The sequence below is a fragment of the Paenibacillus sp. FSL R7-0048 genome (genome assembly GCF_038004505.1).
GTDB lineage: Bacteria > Bacillota > Bacilli > Paenibacillales > Paenibacillaceae > Paenibacillus_AQ > Paenibacillus_AQ odorifer.
Genome location: NZ_JBBORF010000001.1, coordinates 4745497 through 4772021, shown reverse-complemented (window position 1 = coordinate 4772021; position 26525 = coordinate 4745497). Strand labels below are relative to the sequence as shown.

Here is a 26525-nt window from a genome sequence, read left to right as displayed (position 1 = left end):
CATTGGTCATTAAGGAAACATTTGGTGATTTCTGTCGTCTAAATACTTATCTAGGATCTATTACTTGCAGAAGGAGCGGAAAATGAGAATGAGAAGAGCTGGGCTTCGTGTATTGCTGCTTTTGTTACTGCCTTTATTATTTTTAACATCCACCGGACAAGAAGCTGCCGCAGCTGGTAGCAGCACAGGCAGAATTATTATGGACAATCAGGAACTTGCTTTGCCAAAAGGAATTAAACTCGAAAATGTAAATGGTAGCGTTATGATTCCGGTCAGAGTGGTAGTAGAGAATCTTGGATTCGAGGTGTTATGGGAGCAGCAGACCCGGAAAGTAACCGTTCACCAGGATGGTAAAAGCATTGAGCTGGCGGTAGGACGGAAAACAGCTGATGCAGATGGGGTGACATTTGATTTAAATGCAGCTCCTAAGCAGAGTGGCGGCACAGTACTTGTTCCAATTCGTTTCGTAAGCGAGCAGTTCGGCTTAAAGGTGGGCTGGGATAATGTTGATAAAACCGTCTATTTGACAGGTGGACAAGTTAGCAATCCTGCAATGACACCTGAGGGGAATACTACCAATCCAACAGCAACTAATACACCTGCTCCAACTCCAAGTGCTACGCCGGGAAGTGACAACGGGACAACTGCTGGCAGTGTAGTAACTTCACCCAGCCCGACACCAGTTCCACAAACAACCACGGCACCGGGAAGCACAGCAGGAATTCCAACAGGCCCTCTAGTAAACGGGGCAGTATTCACTGAGAACCGACTTATTATCGCTGTGTCGGGGGCTACTAAGCCAAACGTTACAAAAATGAGCAACCCTGATCGAATCGTCGTAGATTTTCCGGGTGCTGCGTTCGATCCGAATTTCATTGGAAGTCTTACGGGTGTTACCACCACTGGCGGTCCACAAGGTAAGCTGGACGTTGCCGGCTACCCGCTCGTTTCTGAGATCCGTTATGCACTGTTCAGTGTGAGTCCGTCCACTGTCAGATTCGTAATTCAAACGGTTGGAAATCAACCGTACCAGCTTAGTACGGATGAAAGCACCGGGCTGGTTACGATTGATTTGAATGTAACTAACAGCGGAGGCAACACCACAGGGGCTAATGGAACGTTAGGTAAGCCAATTGTAGTTCTAGATGCAGGTCATGGCGGAACTCAATCAGGAGCTGTCAGTCTCACAGGTAAGCTGGAAAAAGACTTCAATCTGGCCGTCATCCGCAAAGTACAAACGCTGTTAACGCAGGAAGCATTAGTTGACGTGGTGTTTACTCGAACTGACGATGCTACATTGGGGCTTCAGGATCGCGTGAAAATTGCGGAGGCTGCTAAAGCGAATCTCTTTATTTCAGTGCACGCGAATTCGCTAGAGGTTGGATATCCAAATAGAGATAAAATAAATGGCAGTGAAACCTATTATTCTCGCAGTGATAGTCTGCCTCTTGCTCAGATTATGCATAAGCATTTATTAGCCGCTACTGGTTTTAAAGACAACGGGATTCGAACGAAAAGCCTTCATGTTACACGGGAAACCACAATGCCAGCAGTCTTGCTAGAGGTAGGATATCTTACAAATTCAGGAAATGAATCGGCGATGTATAGTGAGCAGCTTCAAGAGAAATTAGCGAGAGAAATTGTTGCCGGAATTAAGGAATATCTGGGGCTTTAACACTTGCGGTTGGTGAGATTTCTCAATTTTTATGGAATATATTCGCAACCTTTATAGATTACCAGCGTCTAATAGAGGTCTGAGGTTGACGGAGACAGGGGCACCACGATCGCCATTCACAGGCGAATACTAGATTCTTAGAGGTGAAGAATGAAGAAATTCAGTTTGATGTTGTTATTGTTGCTCTTTGTGTTGGTTTTGCCTGAGCATGGACATGCTGCTGCCGCGAATAGCAAGATTTATCTGGACGGCAAAGAGATTACTGCAGGGCAAAAAGTACCGGTTGAAAATGTGAATGATACTATCATGGTACCGTTGAGATTGATCTCCGAGAGTCTTGGTTATACCGTGGGCTGGGATCAAAAAAGCAAAACGGTGACGATTGAACAGCAAGGGAAGGTCATCAAACTTATTGTTAATCAAAAGACAGCTTCGGTTGATGACAAAACAGTACAGCTTACCACTGCGCCTGTCCTGCGGAGTGATACGACACTTGTACCTATACGGTTCATAAGTGAGCAGTTTGGTCTCACCGTCACTTGGGATAATGCGAAGAAGATCGTGTATCTTATTACCCCAGGATCCTCAAATGAAAACGGCAGTTCTGATGGGAACTCTGGAAATGGTGGATCTGAAGTTGTTGTTCCGCCGGTAGATCCTACTAAAAATTTAACCATGATAAATGGTTTGAGCTTTAGTGAGAATCGTTTAAGCATTGCGATGGAAGGTAATTCCGAGCCAAAAGTAAGTGTAATGACAGGGCCGGATCGGTTAGTTATTGATTTTCCTAATGCCACTTTCTCAGATCTGTTTGGTACGGGACAAGTTCTTGATCCTGATCTGAATGGTAAACTGGAAGTGAAGGATTATCCTGATGTATCAGGTGTCCGGTATTCGCTTTATAGCTCCAATCCTTATACTGTACGTTTTGTAATTGATTTGAATTATCCTAAGAATTATAACATCAGCGTATCTGGGACGGATTCTAAGTTGGTTATCATTGACCTGAATGCAGAAAGTACGGATGATACTTCAACACAGCCAGGTAATGATGGCAAGAAGCTCGTAGTACTGGATGCGGGGCACGGAGCCAAAGATTCTGGTGCAGTAGGAGTAACAGGAAAATACGAAAAGAATTTTAATTTAGCTATAGTACTTAAGACAGCAGCATTGCTGAAAAAAGAAAGTAATATCGATGTCGTACTGACGCGCAGTGACGATACATTCTTGGAGCTCAAGGATAGAGCGGCTATGGCTAATAATTTAAAAGCAGATCTATTCATTTCTGTACATGCTAACAGTTCCGCATCTTCTGCGGCAAGCGGGACAGAAACGTATTATCAGCGGGAAGCCAGTAAGGCCTTAGCGAAAGTAATGCATAAGTATCTTGTTGAGGCTACAGGGCTTAGTGATCGCGGTGTACGATACGGAAATTTCCATGTCATTCGTGAAACGAAAATGCCTGCTGTTCTACTTGAAGTAGGATACCTTAGCAATAAGAAGGATGAGACATTGCTCTTTACGGAAGCATTACAAAATAAAGTTGCTGCTTCAATAGTGAGTGGGATCAAGGAATATTTGGGTATAAAATAACAGACCAGTGGCAGACGAGCGCCGCAAAGTCAGCTTTCTGCTTTTATCAATAAAAAGGCAAGAAGTGGTTTTGCGGTACCTGTCTGCCCGTATTCATCTAGAGGAGGCGTTTATTAATGTTTAAACAAAAATGGACTATGGTTGGGGTTGCTGCGCTACTTCTACTAGTGATAGCTGGCTGTGGAGATAAGCCTACTGCAGCTCCTGCTAATGGAGTGGAGCAAGATACTACAAACGTTGTAAGTGGTGCTGGAGAAAGTACCCCAGCTCCATCTGATGATCAGGAAACCGAAGTGGCTAGCACTCCGCAACCGACAGCAGATAATACTAATGCAGAAACTCAGCCATCTTCGAAGCCGGTAGAAAATGAGACACAAAAGCAAAGCCAGAGTATTGAAGTTTATTACACTGATTCGCAAATTATGGATTTAGTGCCTGCTAAGACTACGATTAACTACTCTGACGATGTTGAGAAATATACAGAGACGTTCAAAGCACTGCAAAGTAGTGAGAATACAGATCTTGTACCTTTGTGGGGGAAAATTGAACTGAAATCATTAAAATTCGTAGAGGGTCAAATCGTAATGGATATTCATAAACCAGATGAAGCTCAGCTTGGTGCGGGTGGAGAATCCTTTGCCATTACTTCACTTGCCAAAACTTATTTTCAATTTGCGGAAGTAAAGAGTATCGAAGTTTTAGTTGATGGTGAAAAGGTAGAAAGTCTAATGGGCCATGTGGATCTATTGCATCCTATGACTAGAGATAATTCTTAATTGGTTATGCAACAAAGGAATTAGGTATCTAGCTGACGAATTTTTAAACATACTATTTATTTGAGTCATAGAGAGGGGAATAATCTATTGTCCGCGCAAAAAAGGTCAAAACGTCCATTGAAGGCTTATTCTAATAAAGCAGTGTCGGCTGTTATGGCTGGCGTTATGGTTTTTGGTGGTGCAAGTGCAGTGTTTGCAGACACAGCTGCCACTACACCGACATCAACCACTACACAATCTGTAGGGATTTTTAGCGATGTAAAGACAGGCTTCTGGGCTGAAAAACATATTTATAAACTCGCTTCACAAGGAATTGTGGTTGGAAATAATGGATTGTTCCGTCCGGGTGATTCTGTAACTCAGCAGGAAGCAGTGCTTATGGCCCTGCGGTTTATGAAGCTGCAGGATAAAGTGGATGCTTCTTCTGCGGTAGCATTGCCTACAGATTTTAAGGTTACGAATTATTACAAGGATTATGTTGTGTTAGCTTTTCAACAAGGATTACTCGATAAAGCAACCGAAATGGCTCCAGATAATCTGAAGACTTCTTGGGGAGAGCGTAAAGCATCCCGGGAATGGATTGCGGAGCTGCTAATCCGCTCCCTTGGAAAAAGCGCAGATGCAGCAGGGGCTGCTAGTGAGCCAACTGGCTTTGCGGATGATACCAAAGTGTCTGCCAACAAACGTGGTTACATCAACGTTGCCGTTAATTTAGGTCTAGCCAATGGACTTGACGGAAATCGTTTTGATCCACAAGGCGCTGTAACACGTGCGCAATTGGCGACTTTTTTCAGTCGCGCTGAAGCTCACAATACGGTTGAATATGACAACACGGTATCAGGAACGATCAGTCAATTAGCTGATGGGAAACTATCCGTCTATAACAACGGAAAGACTTCTACATATACCCTGGGAGCAAGCACTGCTTATTACACAAGTGCTTCTGAAAGCAGAATCAATCTAAGTGATGTCCAACCCTACACTAAGGTTACTGTAATTGGCGCGACATATAACGCGGCTTATGTTGAAGTGACTGACCCTACACAACAAGTAGAGACTCTGTCAGGAAACTTCGCCATGGTAGCTCCAGGTAATAAGCTTTGGTTAAAGTCACCAACAGGGTTCACTGAATATTACTACGATGAGACTACTTCCTTTGTGGATGTAAATGGAGCTGGACTTGAACCTGCTTCGCTGGTAACAGACAGTGTAGTTTCACTGCAACGAGAAACGTATAGTGGTTCGCATAAAGTAGTAAAGGTTCAAGTGACTTCAGGGGTTGTTAACAAAACAACAACAGGCACTATTCAAAGTGTAGATCTTACTGGTAAAAGCATTACTTTCAAAAATACTGCGGGTACTGTAGAAACTTTTAAATGGGAAGATGGGACTTCATTATTCAGCTCCCAAGCATCAGTGCTGAAACCTGCAGATTTGAAGACAGGTAATGCGGTCAAATATACGATTCAAGATAATGTGATCCGCACTGTAGAAGTGACGGAAGGTGTTGAACGGACAGTTGAGGGGGTACTTACCGAGCTGACTAGTTCCACAGTTGTTTACAAAAAAGCAGACGGAAATCGTGAGGTTAAACTGCTTGGCACTAAACCGACGATTGTTATTCCGAACATGAGTGGAGCAGTAGCTGATGATCTTATTGCTGATGCAGTAGGTGGGGACAAGATTCAGGTTACCTTAAACAGCAGCGATCAAGTCACCAAAATTGAAGTGTTAAGCCGTCAAATTGAACAGTATAGTGGAGCAACAATTGTGGATTATAATAGCAAAACGCAGCTCCTTACAGTTATGGACAGCAGCAAAAAAGCCCATGTGGTTCAGTTGGATGAGAAAACAAAGCTGATTTATGAAGGTGCACTGCCTAACTTAACTAATATGGGTGCGAAACTTATTGAGAACCGTAAAGTTAATCTGAAGGCAATAGGACAGCGGGCTTTGTCTTTGGAAATTGTCACAAAGTACGAAGGAACTTTAACGGCTGTTAATTCTACGTCGAAAACTCTTGTTTTGAAGCTTAATGATGGACAAAGTTTAACGATGCCTTATCCGCAACTTGTTGATCTCTTTGGTAAGACTAGTCCTTCCCTAAGTGATATTCCTATTGGAAGCAATGTAACGGCTTCACTGACTACAGGTCAGGATCTGATAGCGGTATTGAAAGTGAAGACTGTGCTGCAAGTTGAAGCGGCAACCGTGAATTCTGGAACCAACCGTTTGGGCATCAAATGGAATGGGGGAACCAGTGATATTAATACTTTGGCAATCCCATTGACCAATGAAGCTGGTGAGAGCATTAAGCTAACGGATTTAAAAGCGGGAGATTATCTTAATGTGACCTTTGATGGTAGCTCACCGCTGGCTATTCAAGCAGTTAAGCTCACAACAGGCCAGGTAAGTTCTGTAGATGCCGCTGGGAATAGCGTAGTCGTGAAGGATTATACTGGAGCTGCACAGACCTTAGCGGTAAGTGGAGGAGTCAAAATCATTCGTGACGGCTCGACAACGACTGCTCTTAGCAACTTGACGGCAGGGGACAGAGTAGAGATTCGCAAGGATCCGGATGGATCTACAACGATTCGTATTATGTCTCAGCTCAGTAGAACATTCTCACGTTATGAGAGTGCAACAAACTCATTGGTGACGAAGAGACCTAATTTGAACGATAAATATCAATTCTTTGTTCCTGCTAATGTTTATATTCATCAGGGAGATTCGACTTTATCCGTGCAATCTTTGAAAGAAAATGATAATATTATAATGTATTTCAATAATGATATTTTGGTTGAAATTGTGAAACAATAGTTGCAATGGTGGATTTCTGAGTGAATCACCGTCTTGACACAGGGGGCTTTACCTGCGTCAAGACGTTTTTTTTGAAATATAAGAAAGTATAAGTATTGCTCCTATACTGTATGTCTTATATTTCTCGCTTAAACGCTTACTGTTCTTATTAGGACAATCCAGGCGTTAATACTTGAAATATAATGCCAGTATCGTATGTGTTGAAATGTATGAATCCATACGTTATAATACATACTTTGCTTATATTTCTAACATTTGAGGTGAGACGCTCGATAGAATTTTCTGAGCGTTTTTGCTCCGTGGAGGGGACACTATGAAAGCTGCAGACGTCCGCCACATTTTGGATACGATTGGAGATTTGTTTCCGGATGCACATTGCGAGCTGAATCACAGTAACGCTTTTGAATTGACAATAGCGGTGCTGCTGTCAGCCCAATGTACGGATGCAACGGTGAACAAAGTGACCGAGGACCTGTTCCAAAAGTACAAAGCCCCCATCGATTATATTTCTGTGCCGCTGGAGGAATTGGAGGGGGATATCCGGCGCATCGGCTTATATCGTAACAAAGCTAAGCATATCCAAAGCCTGTGCTCTATACTCATAGAACAGTATGGCGGAGAAGTGCCTGAGGCACATGACTTACTTGTAACGTTGCCAGGAGTAGGTCGTAAAACCGCTAACGTAGTAGTATCCAACGCATTTGGAGTTCCTGCCATTGCTGTGGACACTCATGTGGAGCGGGTTGCTAAACGACTTGCATTGGCAGGCTGGAAAGATTCTGTGCTGGAAGTGGAGAAAAAGCTGATGAAGGCTGTGCCACGTGATGAATGGACGCTCACGCATCACCGGCTAATCTTTTTCGGACGATATCACTGTAAGGCTCAGAATCCAAAATGTCAGGTTTGTCCGCTCCTTGATGTATGTCGAGAGGGCAAAAAACGTATGAAAACGGCTGTCGTCAGGAAAGCTAAAGATCATACGCCAAAAAGTTAAAAGTTAGAGTTGAAGAAGAGGATGGGATAGAGATGAAATGCATTTCTGTATACACAGATAATTTTGAGGTATTCTCGGATATTTTTGACCGCGTAGTGGAAAGCCCGCTGGAAGAAAATGAAGAGCAAGAAGTAGAGGGTATTACGATCAGTCATTCCGGTGATGTGCCTGAGCACTATCTGGAGCGTATGTCTGTAAAACCAGAGGTTGTCGTAATGAGAGACAAATCTCGTGGATTGACTATTCTGCAGCACGGAAAAGTTTTTGAAATTCTGTTGCCTGTTTTGGAAACTGCATAATTGAGAAGTGACCTGAAATGGAGTCGGCCCTTGGGGCTGGCTCCTTTTTTTATTGAATATCCTTATATTTCTACGAGAAACGACTGTTGGCTTTACAGGACGACAACCTCGCTTCTTTTTTGGTATCATTTCGTAGGAGATGATAGGTTATTTTGTAAGTAGTGTGTATTTAATTTGTGTCAAACTGGTGATAAACTGTAATTATTATTTATAAAAATGTTCCGCGCTAAAGTTCAGAAATTGCACCTATATAAGTTTTGCATAAAAAAGAGCTTAAATCAGTATTCATGAATGGATTAAGATCAGTGCATGATTAGAAGGTAACTGTGGAGGTGGAATGTCTGTGGGAGCGGAACAGGTTAGAATTCAGAGAGAAACATTAAGTGAAACAGCATCGCAGCTTTCCCGGCTGAAAGATTTAATGCGCCACTGGGGCGATGAGAGTGCTGAACGAATATATGAAGATTTACAAAATAAAGAGGGTGGGAATGAACTGACCCTTGCTTTTTGTGGGCATTTCTCGGCAGGGAAATCCAGCATGATTAATCTTTTATGCGGCAGCTCAGTGTTGCCTTCCGGACCTGTGCCGACTAGTGCCAATATTGTTTCTATTCGCAGCGGGGCTCCACGAGTGCTTATCTATCCAAGGGTTGAGGGAAGTGGAAATGAATCTACCCCTGTAGAGACAACACCAGAAAGATTACAGGAATATTGTCGAAATGGCGGAGAATATTCCGCGATTGAAGTCTGGAATGAGATTCCTCTTCTAGGGAAGCATGGTGTTCTATTGGATACGCCTGGCGTGGATTCGACGGATGATGGCCACCAGGCGGCCACTCGTTCCGCGCTGCATTTAGCTGATGTCGTCTTTTATGTTATGGATTATAACCATGTTCAGTCAGAGAATAATTTGGCTTTTGCCAAAAATCTCAGTGACTGGGGCAAACCGCTCTATCTTATTGTTAATCAGATAGACAAGCACAGAGAACAAGAAATTTCCATTGAAGAATATAAACGCCAGCTTGAAAATGCTTTTGAGCAGTGGGGGATTCATTGTGCGGGGATTCTGTTTACCTCACTCAAAATGAAAGAGCATCCACTGAATCATTGGGATAATCTGCTGAACCTTATAACAGAGCTGTTGGAGCACAGGGAACAATTGCTTCAATATAGCTTGTCACGTTCCATTCATCATACAGCAGATTCTTCGCTAACCGCGTTCCGTGAAGATCAGCAGGAGGAACGGGAAACTCTTTTAGCTGAGCTAGAGGGTGCAGAGGTTACAGTTGTGATGGATGAGCTGAAATCGTTGGATGAAGAGAAGGCACTGCTTGAGGAGCTGCCTCAGCAATCACGAGCTAGCCTGCGAAGTGATCTTGATGCCTTACTCAATAATGCTAACTTAATGCCTGCGGATGTTAGAGAGGCGGCAGGGAGCTATGTGGAGAGTGTCAGCCCAGGCTTCCGCTTAGGTTTGTTCTCTACAGCCGGACGGCGGGAGAAGGAGCAAGGCAAACGACTGGATGCCTGGCAAGGATTACTGGTCCGAGAGGTTTCCGCTCAGCTGGAATGGCATCTGATTCAGCTGGTACGTCAATGGGCGGAGAATCTCGGACTGTGGGCAGAGGAGGCAGAGACGACTCTGAAGCAAGGGTTCCCGGCGGTGAGCCAAGAATGGCTGGCGGCTGCAGTAAAGCCGGGAACGGGGTATAGCGGCGAGGCGCTGCTCAATTTCTGCCGCACACTTGCGGCAGAGCTGAAGAGCCAATTCCGCCGCGCTGCGCTGTTAGTTGGCGATGAGCTGCTGGCGAAGCTGCCATCGCTTATCGAGGAGCAGCGCGCGGAACTCCAGCGCCGCGAACAGGCCCTTACGCGGCAGGCGAGCGCTGCCCGCGCGCTAGCCGCCCTGGACCGCGCGGCTGACGCCCGCGCGCACGAGCTAGCGGCGCTGCTGCCGCCGCGCCGGACCCTCACCCCCGGCATCCTGCCGGAGGTGAGGGTCACCCCGCGTGCGGCTGCGCAGAGCGCCGCACCGCGGGCGACCCAGCCGCGCGAACGCGCCGCGGCTGGAAGTGCCGCCGCCGCAAGCTGGGCGGCGGGAACGGCTTCGCCGGCGGGCGGACGCCGCCGGCTCTCGGCAGCCGCTGACGCGCTGGCGGCTGCGGCAGAGCTGCTGCGCCGCGAGCCAGCGATGGCATCGGCGGCGCGCAGTCTGGCCGCACGGGCGGAGGATCTCGCCGGCGGCCGCTTCACCCTTGCGCTGTTCGGTGCGTTCAGCGCAGGCAAATCTTCCTTCGCCAACGCTTTGCTCGGCGAAGAAGTGCTGCCCGTGTCGCCACACCCTGCCACGGCCGCAGTTAACCGCATATTGGCTCCGGAAGGAGACTTCCGCCATGCCAGCGCGGTTGTAACGATGAAGAGCATGGCGGATTTCTGGGATGACATCTGCCATTCCTTCAGCGTGCTGCAGCTTGGAGAGCCGCAACAGGATACGTGGACAGCAGTACTTGCGAGCCTGCCAACACGGGGAATTCACCCCTCTGCGCTGCCGCATGCAGGATTTCTAAGAGCCGCAGCATCCGGTTGGGCTGAAGCAGAGCCGCTATTAGGAACGGTGCGGACGGTTGATTTGGATGAATATCGAAACCTAGTTGCGGAAGAGACCCGGGCTTGCTTCGTGCAAGGGATTGACCTATATTATGCCTGTCCTTTGACGGAGAGCGGGATTGTGCTCGTAGATACACCAGGAGCAGATTCACTGCATGCACGCCACACTGGCGTAACCTTTAGTTACATGAAAAATGCGGATGCGATCTGTTTTGTGACCTATTATAACCACGCCTTTTCGAAGGCGGATCGCGGCCTCTTGGCCCAGCTGGGCCGCATTAAAGATAGCTTTGCTCTCGATAAAATGTTCTTTATTATTAATGCCTCCGATCTCGCTTCAAGCGAAGAAGAACTAGATGAGGTTAAAGCACATGTCGTTCAAAATCTGCGTGCCGGAGGTTTGCGGTCTCCGAGAATCTATGCTTTGTCCAGCTTGCTTGCTCTAGAAGCTAAAACTCAACATAATCACGATCTTTATGAAACCTCCCGCTTCAATGAATTTGAGCAAGCATTATCCAGCTTTGCTGGTGATGAGCTTCCACAGCTTTCACTTAACGCAGCTGCTGAGAGCATCGCATCGGTTCGGCGCCGGGCTGAGGAATGGCAGAATCTGGCTTCCAAGGCGGCGAGCGAGCGTGAAGCCGGGTTAAAAGAACTGCAGGAACGGCGGCAGTTCGCCATGAAGCGGTTATCTCTTTTGGAGACTGAGGAACGTCCTAGCAGAGATCTTATTCATGAAAGTGAAGAACTGATCTATCATGTGTGCCAGCGGATTAGCTTCTCCTTCAACAGAAATTTTCAGGAATCTTTTCATCCCTCCTTACTGCGTGAGGATGCAGGGAATTTAAAAGCCATTTTCTCTGCCTGTGGTGCCGAACTAATGCGTACTACTCAGCGCGAGCTTGAGCAAGAGCTATGGGCAACAACGCTGCGGCTAGAGAGCACGGGACGCAGGCTTGTACATGAAGCTGCTGAAGCGGCAGCTACAGAGCTACTCTTTTCCACGGAGGAATTTCATCTTATGGAGAATGAGGAGCAGGCTTGGCCATCTCCTAAGGATCTGGAATGCCAGCTTCAGCCTGTGCAGTGGTCCGCTTTATGGGGCCATTTCAAATCCCCGCGTTATTTCTTTGAGGGAACTGGGCGGGAGTTGGTCAAAGGTGCGGCAGAGCCGCTTTTGAAAGAAGCGGTTAATCTTGCAGCGGCAGAGCAGAAGGAAAAATTAATCGCTCATTACGTTGAGAATATCAGCAGAGAATTAAAATCTGCTGCCGAAAGCCTGCAAGAAGGGCTTGCGGAGCAAGAGAAAGCGATGTTAGATCTCCTTAAAGGGGGTGAGACTGCAGATCATTGGGGCCAAATAAGCCACCAATTATCACGTCTAGAACAAACTTTCGTTGATAAAGTCGACAAAGTTCTGTGAAGTTTGTAGGAAAATGTCGAAGAACACTTGCAATCTGGCGTATGATGGATGAAAATAAAGAAGCCTGAAAATATACAATGAAACTGTTACGTTTTCTGAAATTCATAAAAACGAGACAGTCAATTTGCCGAAAGAGGTTGGAATCGACAATGTGGGGAGCTCCTTTTTCAGCTCAAAGCCGCAAGCTGTTGCTGCTGGGCAGCGGGGAACTGGGTAAGGAAGTCATAATTGAAGCTCAACGCCTTGGCGTAGAGACCGTAGCTGTAGACCGTTATACCGATGCACCGGCGATGGGTGTAGCTCATCGTTCACATGTAATTGATATGCTGGATGCAGAGGCGCTGAAAGCGCTGATTCGCTCTGAGAAACCGGATGTCATTGTTCCGGAGATTGAGGCAATTGCCACTCATGCTCTTCAAGAGCTTGAAGAAGAAGGCTTTTTCGTTGTTCCGACGGCGCGGGCGGCTCGGCTGACCATGGACAGAGAAGGGATTCGTCGTCTTGCGGCTGAAGACCTTGGACTGCCAACTGCTGATTACCGTTTTGCGGATAGTCTGGAAGAGCTGCAACAAGCTATAGCCGAGCTAGGTACTCCTTGTGTCATTAAGCCGATTATGAGTTCTTCTGGCAAGGGTCAGAGCGTATGCAAAAGCCCTGAGGATGCAGAAAACTGCTGGAACACTGCTTTGGTTGGAGCGAGAGCTAAAGGAACACGGGTTATCGTGGAGGCTTTTGTTACTTTTGAGAGCGAGATTACTCTTTTGACGGTGCGATCTGTGTCTGGTACGGTATTTTGTCCACCTATTGGACATATTCAGAAGGATGGAGATTACGTGGAATCCTGGCAGCCTCACTTTATGAAGCCAGAGCTGCTTGAAGAAGCGCAATCTATTGCAAAAGCAGTAACGGATCAGCTCGGAGGTTTCGGTATTTTTGGAGTGGAACTTTTTTTGACAGATCGAGGCGTATTGTTCAGTGAAGTGTCACCTAGACCCCATGATACGGGGATGGTCACGATGGCGACGCAGGATTTATCTCAATTTGCAGTGCATGTCAGAGCTATTCTTGGTTTTCCTGTCCAGTCAGTACAATTGCTGACACCTGGTGCCTCAGCTACGCTGAAGGCTGATGGAGAGGGACGAGCCTTTGCTGTGACCGGAATTGGTGAAGCTTTGGAACTGCCTAGGACTCAGGTTCGCGTATTTGGTAAACCGGAAGTTCGTCCTGGTCGGCGGATGGCAGTAGCGTTAAGTGCGGCGGAAGATGTGGAAATCGCGCGGACGATAGCCAAGCAGGCGGCGTCTATGCTAAAAGTGGAGGTATATGAGGATGAACAGTAGTACCATGGCACCTGTACTGGAAATTCGCAAATGCGGCTTGAATGATCTGGAGAGAGTTACAGCGCTTCTGCGGGAATTCGGCTATCCAACAACGCTAAGCGTGATGAAAGAGAGACTGGAAAGCATGGAGAACAGCAATCTCCAATGCACACTTGTAGCAGAGCTGAACAATGAAGTTGTGGGTATGATCGGCCTTAGACAGGTAAGCTCGTATTACAAACAGACAGATTGTATCACTGAGATTACTGCACTTATCGTATCAGAAGAACTCAGAGGAAACGGACTCGGTAAAAGACTTGTGGCCGCAGCAGAAGAATGGGCACGTGAGCAAGGTTGCTGTCAGCTTTTCCTTAGAAGTGGCAACCGCGTAGAACGCGCACCGGCACATGCTTTTTATCGTCATATCGGTTTCGAAAAGACAGCAGGCTATCGCTTTAACAAAGCGTTGCTATAATACTTATAGGTTACCGATCATCCCCATCCCAGCTACGGCGGGATGGTTTTTTTTTGCTCTGGAACTCTTTTTTTATATGTATTTAATATATTAATACCTAAAACTATTTAAATAACTTAACCATAGATGGATTGGTTTGAATCATATACAATAAAATTTATGACATCTAAAACGTTTCCAAAGAGGGATGAGACATGTATAAGCTAGTTCTTGCTGAAGATGAAGAAGACGTTAGGGAAGGCGTTATCGGGCAGATTGACTGGGAGCGTTACGGATTTGAGATTGTCGAGCAGGCGGAGAATGGACGGGAAGCTGCGGATGCCATAGACCGTTTGCTGCCGGATGTGGTAGTTACCGATATCCAAATGCCTTTTATGAATGGACTTCAGCTGGCTGAATGGATTCGTAGTCATCATCCTAACACTAAGATTATCATTTTGACTGGGTATGATGAATTTGAATATGCTCAGAAGGCGATAAAATTGCAAATTGATGAGTATATTTTGAAACCGTTCTCTTCACAGGAATTAATTGAAGTATTGCTTAAGGTTAGAGCCACTATCGAGGCTGAAATTGCAGAAAAAGAAAATGTATTTGTACTCAGTGAGCATTACCGGAAAAGTCTGCCTGTGTTAAGGGAGCAATTTTTATCGTCCCTTATTTCGCGTAGATTGCGTACGGATGAAATTGCTGAGAAAAGCACTGAATATGGTATAAAATTAACGGGACGGTGGTTTCAGGCTTCGGTAATTAGTGTGGATTATATTCGTCCTGAGCGGGAATCTGCTGGGGGTGCAACAGGCGGGCAAATTTCTTTACGAGACACTGGTGAAAAGAATTTACAGCTATTCGCTGTGCTGAATATTGCTGAAGAAATATGCTCGAAGCATGGTTTTGGAAGGGTGTTTATTCATCGTGATGAGGTCGTATTGCTCACAATCCATGAAGAAGGGGAAGAAACTGATATCACTGGAAAGACTTTTGAGCTTCTTGAAGAAATCCGCCAGAACGTACAGCGTTTTCTGAAGCTGACGGTAACGGCAGGCTCCGGAACGGTCTGTTCATCGCCTGCTTTGTTATTTAATTCTTTTGGGGATGCCTTGCAGGCATTAGATTATCGGCTTATTCTCGGCAATAACCGGGTGATCTGGATTGAGGACGTTGAGTCACGTTCCAGCACACTGCTAACCTATGATGAACTAACCCAGCAATCCTTAATCCGGACGATTAAACTAGGTACGGTGCAAGAACTCAAAGAGGTTGTTGAGGAGTTATTTGCCGGTCTTGACGCAGAGCAGGTGTCTACACAGGATTATCAGATTTTTTTGCTGGAGATTTTTACATCTATCCTGCGAGTGGCTAAAGAATCCGGCAGTGAGGCTGCAAAGTATATTGGTTCTGGTATTTCGTCGCTAACTGCCATCAATAAATTTAATAGTATGGCCGAAGCCAAGCAATGGATTATTGCAGTCTGTAGCGGTTTAATGGATACGATTGCATTAGAACGTCAATCCTCCTATAAGCTGCTTATTGATGAAGCTAAAGAATATATACGCAGCCACTATGTTGAATCTGATATTTCCATCGGCAAGGTTTGTCAGCATTTACATATAAGTACCGGCTATTTTAGCAGTATTTTTAAGAAGGAAATGAAAATGACGTTCGTTAGTTATCTTTTGCAAATTAGGTTAGAAGCAGCCAAGGAACTTTTGCGGTCCACGGAGCTGAAGGCTTTTGAAATCGCAGAAAAAATAGGTTTTGCCGATCCTAACTATTTCAGCTTTTGTTTCCGCAAAAAATATGGCCAATCTCCTAAAGAGTATAAAAACAGCTCCAGAGGAGGGTAAAGATGCTGAAGGATAAACCTTATTCCTTTCATCTAAGACCGCAGCATCCCAAAGGCGGAAAACGTCGGTTGTCCTCCAAGCTCCGAAGCATTCAAGTTACGATTACACTCACTTTTACATCTGTTGCCGTGCTGGTAGCTGTCGTTGTCAGCCTTATGCTGTACAACAAGTTTGCCAAGACCGCAGAAGAGAATGCCAATATGAATATGCAGCAGATCATTGAGCAAGTGAATTACAATCTGGGTCTTTATGTTAAGGGAATGCGCAATATTTTTGAGACAGCGGAGGAGCAGATTACGAATAGCCCTTCCGTGGATTCCGCTTTATTGACGGAAAGAATGGCTATGCTAATGGGGAGCAGAGAGGATCTGGTCTCGGCGGCTGTTTTTACACCACAGGGGAAATATGTCGTGGGTACACCCGGTCAGAAGCTGCGCAGCAACACACAGCTGGAGACTCAGAGCTGGTTTACGACGGCGCAAAGAACATCAGAGCTCTCCTATTCCGCACCTCATATTCAGAATTTGTTCAAAGGTCAATATATCTGGGTCGTGTCTATCAGCAAATTAATTCAATATAAGGAGAACGGAGTCTTAAAAACCGGCATCCTGCTGATGGATTTTAACTTTCGAACCATTGATGAGCTGAGCAAGCAGGTTAAGCTTGGCAAAAGAGGATACGCTTACATCCTCGATCAGCTAGGAAATATTGTGTACCATCCCCAGCAGCAGCTGATTTACGCTGGCTTAAAATATGAGAATGTGGAGCCAGTACTGGAATATGCTTTTCGTAGCTATTTGGATGAGTCTACGGGTGAAAAACGGTTTATCACCGTAAGAACACTGGAACAGACAGGCTGGAAGATCGTGGGCGTGGCTTATTATGATGAGATTGTAACCACCAAACGTGATCTAAACACTTTTTTATCCTGGTTTTTAGCGGTAGTCATTTTATGTGTAATTATTGTATCTGTCTTTTTGTCTGCACGTATTGCCCGCCCTATCCGCAAGCTGGAACGGACGCTTCAGCAGGTGGGCGAAGGGGATCTCAACACCCGAATAGATGTCAGTGGGGCGTATGAGGTGGAACAGCTGTCCAAACGGTTTAACCTTATGCTGCAACGTATCCGCCAACTGATGGATCAGATTATTTATGAACAGGAAACCAAACGTAAAGGTGAGCTTGAAGTACTGCAATCCCAGATCAATCCGCACTTTCTGTACAATACCCTGAATTCTGTGATCCGGCTCGCTGAACGCGGCAAGACTGAGGAGGTAGTCACGATGATTCAGTCCTTATCGAAGTTTTTCCGGATTAGCCTTAGTAAAGGGAATAATATGATTACCGTGCAGGAAGAGCTTGATCATGTTCGTCATTACCTTGTGATTCAGAGTTTTCGGTTCAAAAATAAGTTCCGCTACGAGATCGAGGCTCAGGATGAAGTGCTGCAGTGTCAGACGATTAAGCTAATTTTACAACCTATTGTGGAGAATGCTCTGTATCACGGGATTGAAATGATGCCTGATGAAGGTTTTATTTCGATCCAAGCGGAGCTGAAGGATGATCTTGTCATCATCCGCATTCGTGATAATGGACTGGGAATGTCCGAGGAGACTATGAAGGTTCTTTTAACAGGCGGCAGTAAGAGTATGCATGGCTCCGGGGTAGGCGTTAGAAATGTTAACGAGCGTATTGAGCTGTATTATGGGCGTGATTATGGTCTTTCTTTTGAAAGTGAAATTGAAGAAGGCACTACGGTTACTCTTATCTTCCCGGCACTCGCAGCAGGCGAGGGCAATCCTGGACATGAGGAGGATGAGACATCGGTATGAGAATCGTTCGTTTTTGGCTAACCCTGCTGGTATGTGTGGTGTTATGGACCACGATCACGTCGTGTTTCAATTCGGCACCTAATTATATCAACACGAACAAAACCCGCAATATTCATCTTATTGTGAAAATGAACAAAGGCGACTATTGGAATACAGTTAGATTGGGTGCAGAAGCCGCGGCACAGGAATTTAATGTGAAACTAACGTTCAAAGCTCCGAATGCTGAGAGTGATATTGCGGAACAGGTCAGAATGGTTGAGGACTCCATTAAAGAAAAAGCGGACGTTATTATTTTAGCTGCCAGCAGCTACATGGGACTTGCACAAGTGGTTGATCGGGCGGCATATTCCAAGATTCCCGTATTGTCTGTGGATGCAGAAGTCGGTTCGGCCAGAGTAAGAGCCTATGTGGGTTCAAACGGTTATGAAGCGGGACAAAAGTCTGCAGAAAGACTCATTCAGCTGCTAAATGGATACGGGGAGGTCGGCATCATTAACTTCACAAATTCATCTTTGGGGGCGGAGCAGGAGTCTTCAAACGGCATTGAATATGGTGCTAGGGACGCGGAGGAGCGGGAAAAGGGATTTTTAAATTACGCTGCCCGATATCCGAACATACAGGTAGTAGAGATTTCATATACCACTTCGAGTATTAGTGATGCTGAAGAGCTGACACGGTTAATGCTGCTGAAACATCCAAATCTTCGCGGGATCGCCAGCTTGAATGAGACAGCTTCACAGGGGGCGGCAAAAGCTATCCAGAGCCGAGGGCTGCATAATATTAAAATGGTTGCGTTCGACAGCTCCCCGTCAATGATGGAGTTGCTGCAGGAGGGTACGGTTCAAGCGACCGTAATCCAAAATCCTTTTAGTAACGGGTATTTAGCCGTAAAACATGCCGTTGAGGTAATCGAAGGAATGGATGTTCCTGAACGTGTCGATACGGGCACTAAACTCATTGATTTGGACAACATGCTGTGGCCTGAGAATCAGAAATTGTTATTTCCCTTCGTCAGATAGTGGACGGTTTATTTTTGAAAAGACGAATGCCATCCTTAAAATGGGAGGTATTCGTTTTTTGGGTTCAGTAGAATTTTTATAAAAGTGAGTAGGATTTTATATTCGAAACCGTTTTCACCTAAGGCATAATATGGATGTGCCCGAGAGAATTCAGGGTTAAACCAAAAAAAAGAAGTATAAACAGGAGGTCAATGAATAATGAAAAAAATCACTTCCGTTCTTTTAGCAAGCGCAATACTGGGTGCCGCCCTGGCAGGCTGTGGCAATAGCAACAATAATGCAGACAGTGGTAAAGCTACCAACGCTCCAAAAACTGAAAATGCGGGCTCTTCCACTGAAACGCCAAAAGTAGGGGTAGCCATTTACAAATTTGACGATACCTTCATGACAGGTGTTCGTAACGCAATCGACACTGCTGCCAAAGGCATTGCTACTGTAGATATCGTAGATAGCCAAAATTCCCAACCCACACAAAATGACAAAGTTGACTTGTTCATCACCAAAAAATATAAAGGCATGCTGATCAATCCGGTTGACCGTACTGCGGCTGGCGTTATTATCGAAAAAGCAAAAGCGGCAAATATTCCGGTGGTTTTCCTGAACCGCGAGCCGCTGCCAGAAGATATGAAGAAATGGGATAAGGTTTATTATGTAGGCGCTAAAGCGGAAGAATCCGGAACTATGTCCGGTCAACTGATCGTGGACTACTGGAAGGCACATCCTGAAGCGGATAAAAACGGCGACGGTGTCCTCCAATACGTAATGCTAAAAGGCGAACCGGGGCACCAAGACGCTGAGCTTCGTACTACTTACTCCATCCAAGCAATTGAAGATGCCGGCATCAAGGTAGAAAAGCTGGCTGAAGATACTGCGATGTGGGACCGCGTAAAAGGGCAAGAAAAAATGGCAGCGTTCCTTGGCTCCCATGGCGACAAAATTGAAGCTGTGCTTGCGAACAATGACGATATGGCTCTCGGTGCCATCGAAGCTCTGAAAGCTTCAGGTTACTTCACGGGTGATAAATTCATGCCGGTAGTAGGTGTAGATGCTACTGCTCCTGCGATTCAAGCGCTGCAAGATGGAACGATGCTTGGTACCGTGCTGAATGATGCGAACAACCAAGGTAAAGCTGCGATCACAGTTGCTGCTCTGCTTGCTAAAGGAGAAACACCTACAAAAGATAACGTAGGCTTTGATATCACAGACAACCAATACGTGTGGATTTCCTATAAAAAGATCACCAAAGACAATATCGATGACGCCAAATAATAACGCTCTAATCTAGATGGAATTCATGATCATATGGCAGCAACGGGGAGCGGATATTCGCTCCTCGGATTTCTTTCAGGCAGGGAACAGGATGAAACCGCTGTGCCTCTCATGAAAAAAGAAAAAAGCGTAGGGGGCGTAACAACATGGAAAAAGCTGAGTTTTTGCTAGAAATGAATGATATTACTAAAGAATTCCCCGGCGTCAAAGCGCTGGATGCAGTTAGTTTAAAGGTCAGACCAGGTTCGGTGCATGCCCTTATGGGCGAGAATGGTGCGGGTAAGTCCACTTTAATGAAATGTCTCTTTGGTATTTATTCACCGGATGCCGGTGAGATTTTTTTGGAGGGTGAGAAGACCTCTATCGGAAGCTCAAATGACGCTTTGAAAAATGGGATCTCCATGATTCACCAGGAGCTGCATCCCGTGCCGTTCCGAAGTGTGATGGAGAATATCTGGTTAGGACGTTTCCCAACCAAAGGGATTGGACCTTTTCAGTTTATTGACCATAAGAAAATGTACACTGACACGGAGAATTTGTTTAAAGATCTGGATATCGATCTGAATCCCGAGACATTAGTGGGTAAGCTCTCTGTATCCAAAATCCAATCCATTGAAATTGCGAAGGCTGTCTCTTTTCACTCCCGAGTTATTGTAATGGATGAACCTACTTCCTCCCTGACCAGTGTGGAGGTGGAGCATTTATTTCGGATCATACGGGACCTTAGGAGTAGAGGCGTAGCTATTATTTATATATCTCACAAAATGGAAGAGATTCTCGAGATTTCTGACGAAGTTACCATTATGCGGGACGGTAAAAAAATCGGAACCTGGCCAGCGGCGGAATTGACCACAGACCTTATCATTTCCAAAATGGTCGGCCGTGACTTGACCAATCGATTCCCAGAACGCTTTAACGTGCCTGGCGAAGTATATATGAAGGTGGAAGGATTAACCTCCCCTGAAGAAAGATCGTTTAAAGATGTTTCTTTTGAATTAAGACGAGGTGAGGTTTTAGGGATTGGTGGTCTGGTAGGCGCTCAGAGAACAGAGGTTATTGAAGCATTATTCGGCCTGAGGGCTATTAAATCGGGGACGATTTCTATCGATGGTAAGCGCATTCATATCCAATCTCCCAAGGATGCTAAGAAACACGGAATGGCTTTGCTTACGGAGGAACGGCGTGTCACCGGTATTTTTCCAGTCTTGTCTGTTCATGAGAATGGCGCAATCGCTAATCTGCATCGATACCAGAAACTACTACTTCTACTAGATGGAAAAAAGAAAAAAGAAGAAGTCGATAAAATGATTGAAAAATTGCGGACCAAAACTCCAACAACCAAAACGCTGATCATGAATCTTTCTGGTGGTAATCAGCAAAAAGTGCTGCTCGCCAGATGGCTTCTAACCGAGCCCGAAATCCTGCTTCTGGACGAGCCGACTCGCGGTATCGACGTAGGGGCTAAATTCGAGATTTATTCGATTATTGCCGACTTGGCGCAGCAAGGGAAAAGCATCATTATGATCTCCTCAGAAATGCCGGAGCTGCTCGGAATGTCTGACCGTGTGATGGTCATGTCGGAGGGTAGGCTTACCGGAATACTAGAAGGCGAGCAAGCTACGGAAACCGAAGTTATGCGGCTCGCTGCACAGCATTAGGATAGGATTTCAATGATAGTTTTGCTGGGCGAAACTAGATTTGGTTTACGAAGAGAAGTACTCTTCGCGTAACTTTAAGGAGGAACACTACTAATGAACGCTAAAAGAGCCCAATCTTTTATTACTCAAAATGCCATTTATATTGTCTTGGTAATTCTAATTATGGGTATTGCCTTATATGAGCCGGCCTTTATCTCTGTAAATACTTTACGGGACATTCTAATTCAGTCGTCAACACGGATTATCATCGCGCTTGGTGTTGCCTTCATCCTTATCACAGCTGGGACGGACTTGTCTGCTGGACGTGTGGTTGGTTTTACAGCGGTAATCTCTGCTTCGATGCTGCAAATTCCGGATTATTCCCGGCGGTTTTTTCCTGATCTGCCGCAGGTGCAAGTTTGGCTTCCGATCCTTATAGCTATCATCGCTGGTCTTCTCTGCGGACTCGTCAATGGTATTGTCGTCTCCAAGCTGAACGTTCCGCCGTTTATCGCAACACTGGGTACGATGGTTATCGTCTACGGCTTGAATTCTTTGTACTTTGACATGGACCCCAACCAATCACAGCCGATTGGCGGTCTGCGTCCAGATTTCACTACAATCGGTTCCGGGTTTATTGGCAAGGGGCAATATTCAATCCCGTATATCGTGCTGATAGCCTTGGGTGTCGCCGCCATCGTATGGGTGGTGTTCAATAAAACTAAGCTGGGCAAGAACATGTACGCTATCGGCGGTAACATGCAGGCAGCAAAAGTATCTGGCATCGATGTTTCCAAGAACTTGATCTACATCTATGCGATTGCTGGAGCCCTTTATGGTTTGGCGGGTGTGCTGGAGGCTGCCAGAACAGGTGGCGCAACCAATAACTATGGTAACATGTATGAGCTTGATGCGATTGCTGCTTGCGTCGTGGGCGGGGTGTCCACAACCGGTGGTATCGGAACAGTGCCAGGTGTTCTGGTCGGTGTTATTATCTTTACCTTAATCAACTACGGCCTGACCTTTATCGGCATCAGCCCTTACTATCAGTTGATTATCAAAGGTCTGATCATCATCGCCGCGGTCGCATTTGATATGCGGAAATATTCTTCGAAGAAGTAGTTGTGTGGGGGATGTGTGGTGATTATAGCGTTTGCTATTTATGGCAAACGCTTTTTGGTTTGTCCATTTCGCTTGCGGATATAAGCAACTCGTAAGAATCAGTTCATAAGATACAATTCATATGAACCAATTTAAAGTACAAATTCACAATTGCAAATTCATAAGTACTGAACGTCGCCCCCTTGCTCCTCGCATAGGAAAACTACGCACGAGCACGAAAACTACCCACAAAAACTAACCACAAAAACTATGTATGAAAAACTACCCACAAAAACTAGTTTAATTAGTTAGGGATAAACCAATTTCGCTCCCACTAGTACCATTGGGACCAGCATCAAGTACAGCAATAATATCAACTACGCCAATAATATCAACTACACCAATAATGTCACTGTCAGCACTGCTAACTACAGCGCTGCTAACTAAAGCACCACTAACTACGGTACTGCCAACCACAACACTGTCAACCAAAACACGACTAACTACAGTACTAACAACTAAACACAACACCAAAACTACCCACTAAAATGCCACCACGACTAAACAGCGCCAGCAACACTAACATCAACATTACTTACCACCACCAACTTCAATCAACATTGCCACCCCTGCTCCATCAAATCTAATATTCCACCAATAGGATTTACTCCACCCAATAGTTGCACCATAACCGCCACGGTACTACTACAGCATCATTACCATCACCAATTAATATCATCAACACAAACACGGTTATCACAATCCTCTCAACATTATCAGCATGAACATGGCAATCACCGCCACAAATCAATATCAGCAGTAATAACACGACCATCGTCATCAGGAGCACCACGAAAACACATCATATTCATCATTGCTCACCAACAATATCAACAAACTAATAGTAGTTACAGAACAGAAGCACCATGAGGTGAGAGAACGGTAAAAATCCCGTAGAATTGGCTGAAACGAGTTACGTGGGGCGAAAGAACGGTATAAATCCCGTAGAATTGGCTGAAACGAGCTACGTGGGGCGAAAGAACGGTATAAATCCCGTAGAATTGGCTGAAACGAGCTACGTGGGGCGAAAGAACGGTATAAATCCCGTAGAATTGGCTGAAATGAGCCACGTGGGCCGAAAGAACGGTAAAAATCCCGTAGAATTGGCTGAAAGGAGCTACGTGGGGCCAAAGAACGGTATAAATCCCGTAGAATTGGCTGAAACCAGTTACGTGGGGCGAAAGAACGGTATAAATCCCGTAGAATTGGCTGAAACGAGCTACGTGGGGCGAAAGAACGGTATAAATCCCGTAGAATTGGCTGAAACGAGCTACGTGGGGCGAAAGAACGGTATAAATCCCGTAGAATTGGCTGAAATGAGCCACGTGGGCCGAAAGAACGGTATAAATCCCGCAGAATTGGCTGAAACGAGCTACGTGAGGCGAAAGAACGGTATAAATCCCGCAGAATTAGCTGAAACGAGCTACGGAGGAGGAAAGAGAGGCATTAATGCTCTAAAGTACGCCAAAACGAGCTACAGTGGAGGAAAGAGAGTCATTAATGCCCTAGAATACGCCGAAACGAGCAACGGAAGTGGAAAGAAAGGCATTAATGCCCTAGAATACGCCGAAACGAGCGACGGAGGAGGAAAGAGAGGCAAAAATGCCCTAGAATACACCAAAACGAGCGACGGAGGAGGAAAGAGAGTCATTAATGCCCTAGAATACGCCAAATCGAGCAACGGAAGTGGAAAGAGAGGCAAAAGTATCCTAGAATACGCCTCCCCCTAACCCCAAAGATCAAAAAGCACATAAACCAACGTTCTCCCATATTCTATAGGCAAATGCCTTTGTTAAAGGGGAGCGACTGGATGTTAAGGATTAGGTTGAATGAGCTGGGGAAAGGGAATGACAATGGTCTGATACAGGCGGATGTATGGAAATGGGATGGCATTGGCTGGAACGAATATATTACTCAGCAGGATGAGGATTTCATACGCACGGAAGAGGAGTTATTCGTCACGATTCCGGCAGAAGCGGGATTATATCGTGTAGATTACTCTAATAAGCCTTTTGAGGCGCCATACTTATTGCCGGAGTGGGTGGGGGACGATCTGCGGACCACGGGTCTGCATCCGGCGCCGTTTAATCTCAAAGAGGGCACACTTTGGGGATATATTAATGACGAGGGCCGTGTTCAGATTGAACCCCGGTACGAATATGCTGAGGATTTTCAGAAGAACGGTCTTGCCGTAGTTCAGCGAAAAAATAACAGCGGGCTCATTGACAGCACTGGAAGAGAACGAGTGAAGCCGATCTATTCTTTTATTGCGCCTTTTTCGGAAGAGCGCGCGGTCGTGTCGGATGCCAAGGGCTACACTTTTATTGATGAAAAAGGCAAAGAAGTGACGTCCGCCCGGTATGATTATTTGAACTCATTACATGAGGGGCGTGCACTATTTTCAAAACAAAATACGACCGGCGGCCAATCGCTATATGGATATGTGGACGCGCAAGGCAAAGAGGTGCTGCCCGCGATTTATGTAGATGCCAATGATTTTATGAACGGCATGGCTTTGGTTAAAATCAAAGAAGGAGAGTATGCGCTCATCGATCCGGATGGGAACATTCTGCATACGTATAACCATCCTTTCGTTGGAAGTCCGGGAGAAGGTTTGCTAGCCTATCAAGCGACTGAAAACGGTAAATATGGCTATTTAAATACGGATGGTTCTGTAGCTATTCAGCCGCAATTCACCTCTGCTTTACCTTTTTCAGAGGGACGTGCGGTGGTGAATACCGCTGAAAATTATGGCAACGCCTACGGGCTGATTGATAAACAAGGAAAAATGATCATCCCGGCAAAATATTATGAAGTATTGCAGCTAGGTGAAGGCAGAGTAGCCATAGGAACGCCTGTATTCCCCAGCCAGCCTTATCGCGGATCACGTTACGTAATTGCAGATGCGGAAACGGGAGCGGTCCTGAGCAATCACACCCTGCTTGGCGTGAACAATTACCAGGAGGGATTGGCGTCTGTATTTGATGCTAAAGATACTTATTTTATCGATAGAAGTGGAAAAAAGGCAGCCCAGCCCCCAGTTATTCCAGGGGCAGGAACACTCACCCTTAGCGGACGTTTGATAAGAGCAGATGTAGATCAACGCACATCTTATTATGATCGGCAGGGAAAGCAGGTTTGGCGCCAAAATGGAGTCATTCCGCTGAGACCTCCCTATTCCGTAGTGGAGAAGAAATACAAACCGAACAGGGATTATCTGGTGTATTATCCGGTCGTTGAGGGGATTGCAAGTGCGGAAGTTTCGCGAGAGGTTAACGATAAGCTGCGCAAGCTATCCCTTGCTGAAGACGTTGGGAGTGGAGGGGTTTCCCAGGACTTTAGTTATAATGGTGATTTTTCAGTCTCTTTCTTCCGTAAAAACCTGCTGGTGCTGGAGCTGACCGGGTATCGTTTTCCTTTTGGAGCAGCACATGGAATGCCTACCAAAATCTATCCGCATATTAATTTGCGCAGCGGCAGGTTCTATAAGCTGGGGGACTTGTTCAAGCCGGGCAGCAGATATGTGGAGAAGCTCAGTAAAATTGTGGGCAAACAGATCGAGAACGATCCACAATATTCATATGTTTTTCCGGATACGTATAAAGGAATTACCTCGGATCAGCCCTTCTTTGTAGATAATGAAGCGTTGTATCTATATTTCGCACCTTATGAGATCGCTCCGTATTCTGCAGGTTTTCCAACCTTCCGGATTCCTTATGCGGAAATCATGGGATTGATCTCTACGGAGGGCGAGTTCTGGCAATCGTTTCATTAATCGT

The 26525-nt window shown here is 45.7% G+C and carries 18 protein-coding genes; 17 read left to right on the top strand and 1 reads right to left on the bottom strand.

All coding sequences use genetic code 11. From position 1 onward, the window contains the following. Positions 1–82: 82 nt before the first annotated feature. The 15 genes from NSQ91_RS21275 (at position 83) to mglC (ending at position 22707) form a co-directional block, all read left to right on the top strand. Complete coding sequence (locus NSQ91_RS21275) at positions 83–1675, top strand: N-acetylmuramoyl-L-alanine amidase family protein (protein WP_081391820.1); 1593 nt, start codon at positions 83–85, stop codon at positions 1673–1675. Positions 1676–1825: 150 nt separating this feature from the next. Continuing rightward, positions 1826–3268, top strand: coding sequence for an N-acetylmuramoyl-L-alanine amidase family protein (locus NSQ91_RS21270; RefSeq protein WP_076127574.1), 1443 nt, complete (start codon positions 1826–1828; stop codon positions 3266–3268). A gap of 116 nt (positions 3269–3384) precedes the next feature. Further along, positions 3385–4044: a GerMN domain-containing protein gene (locus NSQ91_RS21265; protein WP_076281440.1), complete on the top strand. Its 660-nt coding sequence runs from the start codon at positions 3385–3387 to the stop codon at positions 4042–4044. Between the two features lie 87 nt (positions 4045–4131). Next, positions 4132–6864, top strand: coding sequence for an S-layer homology domain-containing protein (locus NSQ91_RS21260; RefSeq protein ID WP_081391821.1), 2733 nt, complete (start codon positions 4132–4134; stop codon positions 6862–6864). Between the two features lie 313 nt (positions 6865–7177). Then, positions 7178–7858 carry an endonuclease III gene (gene nth, locus NSQ91_RS21255; protein ID WP_036676333.1) on the top strand — a complete coding sequence of 227 codons (681 nt, stop codon included), beginning with the start codon at positions 7178–7180 and terminating at the stop codon, positions 7856–7858. Positions 7859–7890: 32 nt separating this feature from the next. Then, positions 7891–8157: a hypothetical protein gene (locus tag NSQ91_RS21250; protein WP_036676334.1), complete on the top strand. Its 267-nt coding sequence runs from the start codon at positions 7891–7893 to the stop codon at positions 8155–8157. A gap of 343 nt (positions 8158–8500) precedes the next feature. Next, complete coding sequence (locus NSQ91_RS21245; RefSeq protein ID WP_256716479.1) at positions 8501–12187, top strand: dynamin family protein; 3687 nt, start codon at positions 8501–8503, stop codon at positions 12185–12187. A gap of 149 nt (positions 12188–12336) precedes the next feature. After that, a complete protein-coding gene (gene purT, locus NSQ91_RS21240; RefSeq protein WP_076183965.1) occupies positions 12337–13527 on the top strand; it encodes a formate-dependent phosphoribosylglycinamide formyltransferase in 1191 nt (396 codons plus the stop codon). Then, on the top strand, positions 13517–13981 hold the full coding sequence (locus NSQ91_RS21235) for a GNAT family N-acetyltransferase (RefSeq protein ID WP_232061416.1): 465 nt from the start codon (positions 13517–13519) through the stop codon (positions 13979–13981). Before purT ends, NSQ91_RS21235 begins: the two co-directional genes overlap by 11 nt. A 194-nt stretch (positions 13982–14175) precedes the next feature. Beyond that, positions 14176–15828 carry a response regulator gene (locus tag NSQ91_RS21230; protein ID WP_076302736.1) on the top strand — a complete coding sequence of 551 codons (1653 nt, stop codon included), beginning with the start codon at positions 14176–14178 and terminating at the stop codon, positions 15826–15828. Between the two features lie 2 nt (positions 15829–15830). Continuing rightward, positions 15831–17660: a sensor histidine kinase gene (locus NSQ91_RS21225; protein WP_080742537.1), complete on the top strand. Its 1830-nt coding sequence runs from the start codon at positions 15831–15833 to the stop codon at positions 17658–17660. Continuing rightward, positions 17657–18679 (top strand): substrate-binding domain-containing protein, encoded by a 1023-nt coding sequence (locus NSQ91_RS21220; protein WP_036685687.1) that lies wholly within the window; start codon positions 17657–17659, stop codon positions 18677–18679. The genes NSQ91_RS21225 and NSQ91_RS21220 overlap by 4 nt, the downstream gene beginning before the upstream one ends. 198 nt (positions 18680–18877) lie before the next feature. Beyond that, positions 18878–19948 carry a galactose ABC transporter substrate-binding protein gene (locus NSQ91_RS21215; RefSeq protein ID WP_094903385.1) on the top strand — a complete coding sequence of 357 codons (1071 nt, stop codon included), beginning with the start codon at positions 18878–18880 and terminating at the stop codon, positions 19946–19948. Positions 19949–20094: 146 nt separating this feature from the next. Further along, entirely contained in the window at positions 20095–21606 is a 1512-nt protein-coding gene (locus NSQ91_RS21210; RefSeq protein WP_076101437.1) for a sugar ABC transporter ATP-binding protein, read from the top strand. Positions 21607–21699: 93 nt separating this feature from the next. After that, a complete protein-coding gene (gene mglC, locus NSQ91_RS21205) occupies positions 21700–22707 on the top strand; it encodes a galactose/methyl galactoside ABC transporter permease MglC (RefSeq protein WP_076127586.1) in 1008 nt (335 codons plus the stop codon). Between the two features lie 279 nt (positions 22708–22986). Here the strand turns inward: mglC and NSQ91_RS21200 are convergent, their stop codons facing one another. After that, positions 22987–23217, bottom strand: a complete 231-nt coding sequence (locus tag NSQ91_RS21200) for a hypothetical protein (RefSeq protein WP_076304045.1) — start codon at positions 23215–23217, stop codon at positions 22987–22989. A 428-nt stretch (positions 23218–23645) separates the two neighbouring features. Between NSQ91_RS21200 and NSQ91_RS21195 the strand changes: the two genes are divergently transcribed. Both NSQ91_RS21195 and NSQ91_RS21190 read left to right on the top strand, forming a co-directional pair. Then, positions 23646–24476 carry a hypothetical protein gene (locus tag NSQ91_RS21195; RefSeq protein ID WP_340919717.1) on the top strand — a complete coding sequence of 277 codons (831 nt, stop codon included), beginning with the start codon at positions 23646–23648 and terminating at the stop codon, positions 24474–24476. An 80-nt stretch (positions 24477–24556) separates the two neighbouring features. Next, on the top strand, positions 24557–26521 hold the full coding sequence (locus tag NSQ91_RS21190; RefSeq protein WP_076304047.1) for a WG repeat-containing protein: 1965 nt from the start codon (positions 24557–24559) through the stop codon (positions 26519–26521). Positions 26522–26525 lie beyond the last annotated feature (4 nt).